This is a genomic window from Nocardioides malaquae, from assembly GCF_015070385.1.
GTDB classification, from domain to species: Bacteria; Actinomycetota; Actinomycetes; order Propionibacteriales; family Nocardioidaceae; genus Nocardioides; species Nocardioides malaquae.
In genome coordinates this window covers 1-11,864 of the sequence record NZ_JADCSA010000018.1, presented here as the reverse complement: position 1 = coordinate 11,864, position 11,864 = coordinate 1, and the positions used below count along the sequence as shown (strand labels likewise).

Here is an 11,864-nt window from a genome sequence, read left to right as displayed (position 1 = left end):
CGTCCCCACGCCTGACCGCTCCGTAGCATGGAGGTGTCCTGGCGTCCCGACGCCGGCGAACCTCCGAGCCCGGTCAGGGAGCCTTCGATGACCCGCACCCGTCCTGCGTACGCCCGCGCGCTGCTGCTGGGCGTCCTGCTCACCGCCGCGCTGCTCGGCACGTCCCTGGTCGGGACGACCCCCACCACGTGGGCGCCGCCCGCGGCCGCGCACGCCGGGCTGGTCGACTCCGACCCCGCGGACGGCTCCACCGTCGCCGGGTTCGACGGGGAGGTGGTGCTGACCTTCAGCGAGGAGGTGGCCGAGCCGGTCACCGTCATCGTGACCGACCCGGAGGGCACCGGCCTCCAGTCCGGCGACCCGGTGGTCGACGGCACCCGCGTGCGCCAGTCGGTCGACCCCGCCGTGGTGGCGGGCCTGCACACCATCGCCTACCGGGTCATCTCCTCCGACGGCCACCCGATCACCGGGCAGGTGCGCGTCACCGTCGAGGCGCCCGAGGGCGAGCCCGAGGCGACAGAGCCGACGGGCACCCCCTCTCCCGACGAGCAGGGGCCGACCGACGAGGAGGGGCCGACCGACGAGGAGCCCGACACCGCCCCCCGTTGGGTCCCGGTCGCCGTGCTCGGCGCGCTGCTCGCCGCGCTGGTCGGCGTCGGCGTCGCCGTGCGACGACGGAAGCAGACGTGACCCGCGAGCGCCTCTGGGTCCTGTCGGCCGCCGCGCTGGCGGGAGTGGGCGCGATGGCCGCGGTGCTCGTGCTGGCCGGCGGGCTCGCCGAGCCCGTTGCCGGGCTGCCCGACGCCGGGGCCCTCACCGCGTGGGCCCTGCCGGCCGCGGTGCTCCTCGGTGACGTCGCGGCCGTGGTGGCCGTCGGCAGCCTCGTGGCCCCGCTGCTGACCGCACTCAAGCTGCGTGACGAGTTGCCCGAGGTCGCCTCCCGTGCCGCCGCCGTGGCTCGGTGGGCAGCAGCCGTGTGGGGACTGTCGGTCGTCGCCACCGCGTGGCTGACCACCTCCGACATCCTGGCCGTGCCCGCGACCCGGGTCGGCCCCGGCGAGCTCTCGACCTTCCTGACCGACTTCGACCAGGGCCTGGCCCTGACCTGGCAGGCCGGTCTTGTGCTGCTCCTGCTGGTGTGGACCTCCTGGGTCACCACGGCGTGGCGCGCTGCCCTGGGCCTGGTCCTGGCCCTCGCCGCGGTGGTGCCGCCCCTGCTCACCGGTCACTCCGCCTCCGCCGGCAGCCACTCGACGGCGGTCGTCGCCATCGGCTTCCACGTGCTGGCCGCCGTGGTCTGGGCCGGTGGGGTGCTCGCGCTGTGGTGGCACCTGCGCCGCGACCCGGAGGCGCGGCTGCGGGCGGCTCGACGCTTCTCCTCGCTGGCCGCCTGGTGCTTCGCCGTGACGGGCCTGTCGGGAGTGCTCAGCGCCTGGGTGCGGCTCGACGGCCTGACCGACTTCGTGACCAGTGGCTACGGCCGGGCGACCCTGGCGAAGGTCGTGGTGCTCGGAGTCGTGGGACTGCTCGCGGTGCGCCTGCGGCGGCTGGTGCGGGACCGCATGACGGGCCCCTCGGTCTGGCGCTCGTTCTCCGCCCTCACTGCCCTGGAGCTCGTCGCAATGGCGGCCGCCACCGGCCTGGGGGTCGCCCTCTCCCGCACCCCTCCGCCGGTCGGCCAGCCCTACACGACCAAGGCCGAGAGCCTGATCGGCAACCCGATGCCGCCCGAGCCTTCACTCGCCGGGATGCTGACCACCTGGCAGCTCTCCGGCTTCGGCCTGGCTGTGGTCGGTCTGGGCCTCGCGGGCTACCTCGTGGGCCTGCGTACGCTGCGTCGTCGCGGCGACCGGTGGCCCGTGGGCCGGACCGTCGCCTGGTTCGCGGGGATGGCGGTGATCGCCTTCGCCACCATGGGCGGCCTGGGCGTCTGGTCGCACGTGATGTTCAGCGTGCACATGACCAGCCACATGGCGCTGTCGATGCTGGCGCCGGTGCTGCTCGTGCTCGGCTCCCCCATCACGCTCGCCCTGCGGGCCCTGCCGGGTGCCGACGTCAAGGGCGGCGACGGGCCGCGCCAGCTCCTGCTGGCCTTCCTCAGCTCGCGGTGGTCGCGGGTCGTGACGAACCCCGCCTTCGCCACGGTGATGTTCGTCGGCAGCCTCTACGCGATCTACTTCTCCAGCCTCTTCGACTGGCTGATGTCGATCCACCTGGGCCACACCCTGATGGAGCTGCACTTCCTGCTCGCCGGATTCCTCTACTACGAGGTGATCATCGGGACCTCGCCCCTGCCGCGTCGAGTGCCGCACCTGGGACGCCTCGGGCTCCTCGTGCTGGCGGCGCCCTTCCACGCCTTCTTCGCGATCTCGGTCATGAGCACGACGACCCTCATCGGCGAGGAGTACTACACGCTCATCGACCGGCCCTACGCCACCGACCTGCTCGCCGACCAGTCGCTGGCCGGCGGCCTCACCTGGGCCCTGGGCGAGGTGCCGCTGCTGCTGGTGGCGATCGTGCTCCTCTTCCAGTGGTTCCGCTCGGACACCCGCGCCGCCCGCCAGCGTGACCGGCAGGCCGACCGCGACAACGACGCCGAGCTGGAGGCCTACAACGCCATGCTGCAGCGCATCGCTGACAACCGGGCGCAGCGCAGCGACCGCGACCCGGCCACGCGCGGCCGGTCGGAGCAGCCGGCCGAGCAACGGGACGACTCCTCCCCCGACGGCTGACCTGGGCGCAGACTCCCCTGACCCGAGGCGACGCCTGTGCGATTCTGATCACGCTGGCCGGGTCGGCATGCCAAGATGGCCGGACCTAGGGAGGTAGAGCCAGTGAAGCTGTTCCGCAAGAAGACCGACGAGCCCGCCGAGGTGGAGGTCGAGGCGCCCGCGCCCCTGACCGAGCCCGAGCCGGTCGTGATCCGCCACCTGCGCGGTCACCAGGTCGCCGCCGTCATCGTGGACGACGACGACGAGGTGCGGTTCGTCCTGCGGGTGGCGCTCGAGTCGGCCGGTTTCCGGGTCGCGGGCGACGCCGGCGACGCGGAGTCAGCGATGGAGCTGATCAAGGCCACCCAGCCCGACATCGTCGTGCTCGACCTGCACATGCCCGAGATCGGGGGCCTGGAGATCCTGCCCCTCATCTACGAGGACTGCCCCACCACGAAGGTCGTGGTCTGCTCCGCCATCAGCGCCACCTACATGACCGAGGCGGCGCTCCAGGAGGGCGCGTGGGCCTACATCGTCAAGGGCGTCTCGGCTCGCACTATCGCCGACCACCTGATCCAGGTGGCCGAGGGCGGCGCGGTGCGTCCGGTCCGTCCCTACCCGCTCGTGAAGGACTTCGGCACCACCGCCCTCGAGAGCTGAGGGCCACGCCACGCCGCGCCCGTTCAGCGGGCAGCGGCTCAGTGGGTCAGCCCAGACCCCGGCGCCACACCACCACCGACGACCCGCCGGCGCTCTGGCGTACGGCGGGCAGTCGGCTCGGCCCCGCCGGGCGGCTCATCGACTGCAGGGCCGCCTGGGCCTGACGCAGCGCCTCGCGGGTGGCCTGCAGCTCCGCCTGCAGGTCGGCGTTGACCGACTGCAGGGCGGTGACCCGGTTGTCGAGCTCGAGGATGCGGCGTACGCCCTCGAGGCCGATGCCGGACGCCGTCAGGTCGGCGATGCGACGGAGCAGCTCCAGGTCCCGGTGCGAGTAGCGCCGACCACCGCCCCCGGTGCGCCCGGGGGTGATGAGCCCCATGCGCTCGTAGGTGCGCAGGGTCTGCGGGTGCAGGCCCGTGAGCTCGGCGGCGACGGAGATGACGTAGACCGCCGCGTCGGGCGAGGGGACACCGAAGCTGCTCATCACTCCTCCTGGAAGAGGTTCGTCCTCAGGGCTCGTCCTGCCGTCGCCTCACGGTAGGCCTCGACGGCCTCGCGCGCAGCCGCATCGAGGGTGGCGGGCACGTGGACCGCGACCGTGGCCAGCAGGTCGCCCTTGGTGCCGTCGCGGCGCGTCACGCCCTTGCCGCGCACCCGGAAGGTGCGGCCGCTGGGGGTGCCGGCGGGGATCTTCAGGGTCACGGGGGCGCCGCCCAGGGTCGGGATCTTCACCTCGGCCCCCAGCGCCGCCTCGTCGAAGGCGATCGGCACGTCGAGGGTGAGGTTGTCGCCCGTACGCCCGAAGATCGGGTGGGAGCCGACCTTGACGGTGACGAAGAGGTCGCCGGCTGGACCGCCGTTCTCCCCCTGGCCGCCCTTGCCCTTGAGGCGGATGCGCTGCCCGTCCTTGACCCCGGCGGGGATCCTCGCCTGGATCGTGCGGGCCGAGACACCGCGACCGGTGCCCCGGCAGGTGGGGCAGGGCTCGTCGTAGAGCAGCTGTCGGCCGCCGCAGGCCGGGCACGGTTCGTTCATCGAGAACGCGCCGGCGGAGGTGTTGACCGAGCCCGCGCCGTCGCAGACCGCGCAGACATGGGGCTTGGTGCCGGGCTTGCCCCCGGTGCCGCGGCAGGTGCCGCAGGCTGCGTCGGAGGTCAGGCGCAGCGAGATGGTGACGCCGTCGATGGCATCGGTGAAGCTGATGGTCGCGGTGGTCTCGACGTCCTGACCGCGACGGGCCCGCGGGGCCCGCTGACGGCCACCGCCGCCGCCGAAGAGGTCGGAGAAGACGTCACCGAAGCCGCCACCACCGCCACGGCCGGCGCGGTCACCGAAGAGGTCGTTGAGGTCGAAGCCGCCCGCGTGGCCGGCACCGAAGCCGCCACCCACGCCGCCGGCGGCGTAGAGCGAGCGCATCTCGTCGTACTTCTTGCGCTTCTCGGGGTCGCCGACGACGTCGTAGGCCTCGGCGACCTGCTTGAACGTCTCGGCCTTCGCCTCGTCGCCGGGGTTGGAGTCGGGGTGGTTCTCGCGGGCGAGCTTGCGGTAGGCCTTCTTGATGTCTGCGGCGTCGGCGTCCTTCTTCACGCCGAGGACCTGGTAGAAGTCCTTCTGCGCCCAGTCGGCGCGCATGCCGTCGGTGGCTGCCATCTGCTCGCCCTCCTTCCTGGAAGTCTGCGGTGGTGCCCCCGGAAACTGTCGAGCTGATGCGCCGACACGCCGTGGCGGGGCGCATCAACTCGACAGTTTCGCGGGGGGATGGTGCGGGGGTGTTGCGGGGGTGGTGCTGGGGCTCAGCCCTCGGCCGGGTCGACGACCAGGACCTGGGCGGCGCGCACCACGCGCTCCCCGATCCGGTAGCCGGCCCTGGCGACCACCTTCACGGTGGTCACCTCGACGTCGGCGTCGGTGCCCATGTGGCTGAGCGCCTCGTGCAGCTGCGGGTCGAACGGGTCACCGGGCTCGGCGAACTTGGTGACGCCGGCCTGGGCCACGGCCCGCTCCAGCTGGTCGACGACGGCCTTGAAGCCGCCCTCGACCTCGCCGGACTCGCGAGCCCGGTCCACGGTGTCGAGCACCTCGATCACCGGGGTGAGCGCCTTGTAGGCCGCGTTCTCGGTGAGCAGCTCCCGGTCGCGTTCGACCCGGCGCTTGTAGTTGAGGTACTCGGCCTGGAGCCGCTGCAGGTCCTGCGTACGCTCGTCGAGCTGGCGCTGCAGGTCGGCCGTCGGGTCGGCGTCGGCACCGGAGTCACCCTCGGGGGCGCCCTCGGCGTCGACCGGCCCGGTGGCCTCGTCGTCGGCCGCGGCCGCGGCCGGGTCCACCGACCCGACCGCGTCCTCGACCTGCTCGTCGGTCGACTCGTGGGAGTCGGTCACTTGGACTCACCCTCGTCGGCCTCGTCGACGATCTCGGCGTCGACCACGTCGTCGTCGCCCGCACCGGTGGACTCGTCGTTGCCCCCCGCAGCGGCCTGGTCGGCCTCGGCAGCGGCGTAGAGCGCGGCGCCCATCTTCTGGCTCGACTCGTTGAGCTTGGTCACGCCGGCGTTGATCTCGTCGGCGTCGGCGTCCTCCTTCGCGAGCGTCTCCTTGAGGGCCGCGACGTCGGCGGTGACCTCGGTCTTCACGTCCTCGGGCAGCTTCTCGTCGTTGTCGGCGAGGAACTTCTCGGTCGTGTAGACGAGCGAGTCGGCCTGGTTGCGGGCGTCCACGGCGGCACGACGCTTGGCGTCCTCCTCCGCGTACTGCTCGGCCTCCTTGACCATGCGGTCGATGTCGTCCTTGCTCAGGGCCGAGCCACCGGAGATGGTCATGGACTGCTCCTTGCCGGAGGCCTGGTCCTTGGCCGTCACGTGGACGATGCCGTTGGCGTCGATGTCGAAGGTGACCTCGATCTTCGGCACGCCGCGCGGGGCCGGCGGGAGGCCGGTCAGCTCGAAGTTGCCGAGGGGCTGGTTCTGCGCCCACATCTGACGCTCGCCCTGGGCGACCTTGATCTCCACCGACGGCTGGTTGTCGTCGGCGGTGGTGAAGACCTCGGAGCGCTTGGTCGGGATGGTGGTGTTGCGCTCGATGAGGGTGGTCATGACGCCGCCCTTGGTCTCGATGCCGAGGCTGAGCGGGGTGACGTCGAGGAGCAGCACGTCCTTGACCTCGCCCTTGAGCACGCCGGCCTGCAGGGCGGCACCCAGGGCCACGACCTCGTCGGGGTTGACGCCCTTGTTGGGCTCCTTGCCACCGAGCAGCTCCTTGACGACCTCGGTCACCGCGGGCATGCGGGTCGAGCCACCGACGAGGACGACGTGGTCGATCTCCGAGACGGAGACGCCGGCGTCCTTGAGGACGTTCTTGAAGGGCTGCTTGGTGCGCTCGAGCAGGTCGGCGGTGATCTTCTGGAACTCCGCGCGGGTCAGCTTCTCCTCGAAGTGGAGCGGACCGGACTCACCGTGCGTGATGTAGGGCAGGTGGATGTGGGTCTCGGACGAGGAGGAGAGCTCGATCTTCGCCTTCTCGGCGGCCTCCTCGAGGCGCTGCGCGGCGATCTTGTCGGCGGAGAGGTCGACGCCGTTGGCGTTCTTGAACTTCTCGACCATCCACTGCACGACGCGGTGGTCCCAGTCGTCACCACCGAGGTGGTTGTCACCGGAGGTCGCCTTGACCTCCACGACGCCCTCACCGATCTCCAGCAACGAGACGTCGAACGTACCGCCACCGAGGTCGAAGACGAGGATGGTCTGGTCGTCGCCCTTGTCGAGGCCGTACGCCAGCGCCGCCGCGGTGGGCTCGTTGACGATGCGCGCCACGTTGAGGCCCGCGATCTCGCCGGCCTCCTTGGTGGCCTGGCGCTGGGCGTCGGAGAAGTAGGCGGGCACGGTGATGACGGCGTCGGTCACCGGCTCACCGAGGTAGGCCTCGGCGTCGCGCTTGAGCTTCTGCAGCACGAACGCACTGATCTGCTGGGGGGTGAACGACTTGTCGTCGATCGCGGTCTTCCAGTCGGTGCCCATGTGGCGCTTGACCGACTTGAGGGTGCGGTCGACGTTGGTCACCGCCTGGCGCTTGGCGACCTCACCGACGAGGACCTCGCCGGACTTGGAGAACGCGACCACCGACGGGGTGGTGCGGGCGCCCTCGGCGTTGGCGATGACGGTGGGCTCGCCACCCTCGAGGACGGCGACGACGCTGTTCGTCGTACCGAGGTCGATTCCGACAGCACGTGCCATTGCTTAACCTCCGTTGTCACTGCCCGGCAGGGTGCCGGGAAATCTGGGGAATGCCGCCATTGTGCGCACCTGCGCCGCCGGAGGCAAACTAGGTTGAGTCGATCTGGCTCAACTTCGTTCATGGGGTCCAACGGAGGTGGAGGCGGGGTTGTTCCCAGGGGTCGGTGGCAAGGGGCGTGAGCCCGGTCACCACGGAGGCGTCAGCGTCGGCTGACGGAAGCGTCAGCTGATGGTGACGGTGACGAAGTTGGAGGCCTTGCCGGAGTCGGTGTCGAGCATCCGGAAGCGGGTCTCGCCGCTCTGCCCCGTCATCACGTAGGTGCCGAAGACGCCGTTGGAGACCGAGACGGTCACCGGGAAGTCGGCCCACGAGCCGCCCTCGAAGCGCTGCACCTGCAGGATCGCGCCGCTGCCGGCCGGGTAGGTGCCGGTCAGGTCGATGCGCTGCATGGCCGACACGGAGGTCTGGCCGGCGTTGAGGGTGATCTTGTCCCGCGCCGCGGCCTTCTTCTTCTTCTTCTCGGCCGCCTTCTCGTCGGCCTCGTCACCGGAGGGGGCCTGCGTCGGGTCGACGTCGAGCGTGATCAGCGGACCGTCGGGGCGCTCGGTCTTCTCCGGCTCCGGCAGGAAGAGCGTCTCGCCGGAGCTGGCCTCACCGCTGCCCGAGCCGTCGGCGCCGCTGATGCCCAGGATCTTGGTGCCCATCAGCATGGTGACGCCGGCCAGCAGGCCGACGACGACGGCCACGGCGGTGAGCGCGAGCAGGCCGGCCAGGACGGGGCGCTCCCCGGTCGGGGTCGGACGATCGCTCACGGGTGCTGCTCCTCAACTGCTGGTTCGGACGTGGGCCATTGTTCCACCCCCGTGGTGGTCACGCCCAACGATGAGACGTCCCGACGGCCAAGGGGTTCCTCACCCCACGCCACGGGCCGATCGCGACTCCCGCTCCGCGACGGCGTGCGGGTCGGTGCGCGCGTCGTAGGCCCAGAACGTACGCAGTGCGGCGGCCGTCGCAGCCACCCCGACGACGCAGGCCAGGCCGCCGGAGACGACCGCCCCACGCACGTTCCAGGCGTCGGCCACGAGACCCCCGCGCACCTGCCCGGCGCGTGGACCGAGGGAGTACGACAGCATCTCGATGCCGGCCAGACGGCCCCGCATCTGCTCGGGGATCGTCTGGTTCCAGACCGTGCCGCGGAAGATCGCCGAGACCATGTCGGAGAAGCCGGCGAGCGCGAAGAAGACGAAGGCGATCCAGAAGGAGGGGCTCAGGCCGGCGATCGCGACGCAGAGGCCGTACCCCGCCGCGGCGACCGTGATCGCAGCCCCGTGCCGGTGCACCTGGCCGATCCACCCCGACGTCGCGGTGGCGAGCACCGCACCGATGGTGCCGGCCGCGTAGAGCAGTCCGAGGCGTTCGGGGGCGCGGTAGACCTCCTCGACCAGCGCCGGGAAGAGCACCACCGGCATCGCCAGGAACATCGAGGCGATGTCGACGGTGTAGGTGCCGAGCAGGTCACGGCGACCGATGCCGTAGCGGATGCCCTCGACGATGCTCGCGAGGCTCGGCGGGGTGGTCTCGGCCGTGTGCGGGTAGGCACGCATCGCGACGTAGAGCGCGGTGGCGACCAGCAGGCCGAGGGCGTCGATGACGAAGCACCACCCGATCCCGACGTAGGCGATCAGCAGACCGCCGACGAGCGGGCCGGCGAGCACCCCCATCTGGCCGCCGAAGCTGGTCAGCGCCTGGGCCGCGGCGATCTGGTCGTGGCGCACCGTACGCGGCATCAACGCCTCGCGGCTGGGTCGCTGCAGCGCTGCGGTCGAGGTGAGGAGGGCGGCGAGCACGAAGAGCACCCACAGCCGCGGTTCGCCGACGAAGGTGTTGAGCGCCAGCAGGCCCACCCAGACGAACTGGCCCAGGCCGCAGGCGACGAGCAGGCGACGCCGGTCGAAGTGGTCGGCCAGGGCGCCGCCCCACAGACCGAAGACGATGAGGGGCACCAGCTCGACGATCCCGATGAGTCCGACCATCAGGTTGGAGCCGGTGAGCCGGTAGACCTGGAAGGGGATCGCGACGTAGGTGATCATCGCGCCGAAGGCGAAGACCGTGCCGGCCGCGAGCAGCAGGGTGAAGTCGCGCGACTCGCGCACCGGCGAGGTGTCCATGCGCATGCCGCGCAGGAGGCGGACCCAGGTCACGCGGTCACCGACGTCGGTCGAGTCACTCCACGATCCCGGCGGCGACCACGGTGTGGATGCGAGCAGGTTTCTCGAAGGTCTCCCCACAGCTCTGCCGGCGGGGGTCGGACTTCGTGGTGCGCACGGCCGCCTGCCACTCGCGGCCCCCAGCGGAGAGGCGTACGACCCCGCGTTCCTCCTCGAGCACCGTCACCGCCCCGAGGGTGTCGAGCGCCGTCTGCTCGACGACGTGCACCTGCGCGACCTGCGCCGGCTCACTCACGCCGACGCGGCCTCGGCTGAAGCCGACGGGGTGGCGCCCGGCCTGGATCTCCTCCACCGTGAGCTCGGCGGTCTCCGCGTCGAGGCGGCCCAGGCAGAGCGCGCTGGGGAAGTGGAGCATGGTCGAGGCGAACCGGTGCCCACCCAGGTGGGTGACCTCCCACGTCTCCTCCGGCCAGCGGGCGGAGAGCGCGGCAGCGACCGGTCGGCCGAGCTCGGCGCAACACAGGTCGCGGCTGCCGTTGGTGCAGACCAGGTGGAGGTCGTGCTCGTAGGTCGTGAGCCCGAGGTGCTCCCCGGCGCCGACCCGGTCGAGGTCGAGGTGGAGGAGGTCAGTCACCTCCCGCAGCAGGCCGGTCTCGATCGTGCAGTCCTGGGGGGTGACCTGGACGGTGAAGATCCGCACCCCGGGGCCACTCAGCCCACCGTGGCGCCGGATCAGCAGGACGCGGGCATCGAGGCCCCCGAGGCGCTCGCGCACCTCCTCGGGCAGGCGCGACTCGGCCAACGCCTTGCGGCCCCAGGCGCCTGCGTACTCGACGAGCAGGTAGCTCGCGTCCTCCGGCGCGGTGCCGACCATCGGCTCGCCGGCGAGGCTGGCGGCTGCGGTGCAGCGGAAGGTGTCAGTCACGAGAAGAGCGTAGGTGGCGGGGTGGGCGAGCGCTGCACCGCTCATCAGCTGCAGGCCCGAAAGTTGTCGGTGGGCTCCTGTTGGGTTGAGTCATGGAAGCCACCACCACCGTTGCCCCCGAGCTGGGTGACCTGACCGCTGCGGAGCTGCTTGGTGCTGCGCGTCGGGAGGAGGCGGCGTCGCGGCGGGCAGAGGCGAACCTGTTGGCGGTTGCGTACGAGTGGGCGGTCGCGCACCCCGCGGACGAGGACGGTTGGAACGCGGCCACGTTCCACCACCCGTTGGGTGATGAGCCGATCTCCGGTGACGGGACCCCGTTGGTGGCGGAGTTCTGCATCCCCGAGCTCGGGGCTGCGCTGGGGGTCTCGACGGATGCGGCGAAGAAACTGATCGGCCAGGCGATCGAGATGGTCCACCGGCTGCCGCGGGTGTGGAAGCGGGTGCAGTCCGGCTTGGTGCCGGTGTGGCGGGCCAAGCAGGTCGCCGAGGCGACGATCCACTGCGACCCGGCCTTGTCGCCGGAGGCGATGGCGTGGATCGACGCGCAGGTGGCGCCGTTCCTGGAGAAGATCGGCCGCGCGCAGATGGAACGCATTGTGGCCCAGGCGATCGAGCTCTACGGGTTGGCGGCCCAGGAGCAGCAACGGGATGAGGACAACGACGGTCGGTACGTGCACATCCACACCCCGGTCGGACCGTTCGCCGGGTCGATGCGCATCGAGGCCGAGGTGAGCAACGCTGACGGTCACGACCTCACCCAAGCGCTCTCGGCGGGGGCTGCTGCGCTCAAGGCCGCTGGGTCCACTGCCTCGCTGGACGTGCGGCGGTCGATGACCCTGGGTGAGCTGGCAAGGCAGCAGACTTCGCTCGATCTCGCCAGCGCTGAGTCCGGAGGTGAGGACGTCGACGCAGGCAGCGCTGGCACTGCGGCTGGCACCACTGACTCAACCGGGGAACTGGTGCAGCGCACGGCGCGGCGGGTCGACCTGCACCTGCACTTCACCGCCGAGGTCCAGCCCGACGGCACCACCGGCATCAACCCGATCGGGTTCCTGGAGAACGGCCAGAAGCTCGCCCTGCTGTCCCAGGTCCGGTCGTGGGTGCGGGGCACGCACACCGAGGTGCGGATCCTGCCGGTGATCGACCTCAACACCCAGCTCTCCACGAGCCGGTA

The 11,864-nt window shown here is 71.4% G+C and carries 11 protein-coding genes; 4 read left to right on the top strand and 7 right to left on the bottom strand.

The genetic code is table 11. The features are described 5' to 3' along the window. Nucleotides 1-33 precede the first annotated feature (33 nt). The 3 genes from IEQ44_RS14665 (at nucleotide 34) to IEQ44_RS14655 (ending at nucleotide 3,371) form a co-directional block, all read left to right on the top strand. The gene (locus IEQ44_RS14665; RefSeq protein WP_193639218.1) at nucleotides 34-690 is read left to right on the top strand and encodes a copper resistance CopC family protein; all 657 of its coding nucleotides are present in this window, start codon (nucleotides 34-36) and stop codon (nucleotides 688-690) included. After that, the gene (locus tag IEQ44_RS14660) at nucleotides 687-2,732 is read left to right on the top strand and encodes a bifunctional copper resistance protein CopD/cytochrome c oxidase assembly protein (protein ID WP_193639217.1); all 2,046 of its coding nucleotides are present in this window, start codon (nucleotides 687-689) and stop codon (nucleotides 2,730-2,732) included. The genes IEQ44_RS14665 and IEQ44_RS14660 overlap by 4 nt, the downstream gene beginning before the upstream one ends. 102 nt (nucleotides 2,733-2,834) lie before the next feature. After that, on the top strand, nucleotides 2,835-3,371 hold the full coding sequence (locus IEQ44_RS14655; RefSeq protein WP_193639216.1) for a response regulator transcription factor: 537 nt from the start codon (nucleotides 2,835-2,837) through the stop codon (nucleotides 3,369-3,371). A 46-nt stretch (nucleotides 3,372-3,417) separates the two neighbouring features. Here IEQ44_RS14655 and IEQ44_RS14650 read toward each other — a convergent pair whose 3' ends face one another. The 7 genes from IEQ44_RS14650 to IEQ44_RS14620 all read right to left on the bottom strand — a co-directional run bounded on the left by IEQ44_RS14650 (nucleotide 3,418) and on the right by IEQ44_RS14620 (nucleotide 10,735). Beyond that, on the bottom strand, nucleotides 3,418-3,855 hold the full coding sequence (locus IEQ44_RS14650; protein ID WP_193639215.1) for a heat shock protein transcriptional repressor HspR: 438 nt from the start codon (nucleotides 3,853-3,855) through the stop codon (nucleotides 3,418-3,420). Continuing rightward, nucleotides 3,855-5,021: a molecular chaperone DnaJ gene (gene dnaJ / locus IEQ44_RS14645; RefSeq protein ID WP_193639214.1), complete on the bottom strand. Its 1,167-nt coding sequence runs from the start codon at nucleotides 5,019-5,021 to the stop codon at nucleotides 3,855-3,857. The genes IEQ44_RS14650 and dnaJ overlap by 1 nt, the downstream gene beginning before the upstream one ends. 143 nt (nucleotides 5,022-5,164) lie before the next feature. Then, nucleotides 5,165-5,749 (bottom strand): nucleotide exchange factor GrpE, encoded by a 585-nt coding sequence (grpE, locus tag IEQ44_RS14640; RefSeq protein WP_319804695.1) that lies wholly within the window; start codon nucleotides 5,747-5,749, stop codon nucleotides 5,165-5,167. Beyond that, nucleotides 5,746-7,596 carry a molecular chaperone DnaK gene (gene dnaK / locus IEQ44_RS14635; RefSeq protein WP_193639213.1) on the bottom strand — a complete coding sequence of 617 codons (1,851 nt, stop codon included), beginning with the start codon at nucleotides 7,594-7,596 and terminating at the stop codon, nucleotides 5,746-5,748. The genes grpE and dnaK overlap by 4 nt, the downstream gene beginning before the upstream one ends. Nucleotides 7,597-7,818: 222 nt before the next feature. Continuing rightward, complete coding sequence (locus IEQ44_RS14630) at nucleotides 7,819-8,409, bottom strand: hypothetical protein (RefSeq protein ID WP_193639212.1); 591 nt, start codon at nucleotides 8,407-8,409, stop codon at nucleotides 7,819-7,821. A gap of 99 nt (nucleotides 8,410-8,508) precedes the next feature. Beyond that, nucleotides 8,509-9,798: an MFS transporter gene (locus IEQ44_RS14625; RefSeq protein WP_319804694.1), complete on the bottom strand. Its 1,290-nt coding sequence runs from the start codon at nucleotides 9,796-9,798 to the stop codon at nucleotides 8,509-8,511. Between the two features lie 22 nt (nucleotides 9,799-9,820). Then, nucleotides 9,821-10,735 (bottom strand): ferredoxin family protein, encoded by a 915-nt coding sequence (locus IEQ44_RS14620; protein ID WP_193639211.1) that lies wholly within the window; start codon nucleotides 10,733-10,735, stop codon nucleotides 9,821-9,823. A gap of 47 nt (nucleotides 10,736-10,782) precedes the next feature. On the opposite strand from IEQ44_RS14620, the gene IEQ44_RS14615 reads away from it, so the two are divergent. Beyond that, on the top strand, nucleotides 10,783-11,864 hold a 1,082-nt coding region (locus IEQ44_RS14615; RefSeq protein WP_193639210.1), incomplete at its 3' end, for a hypothetical protein.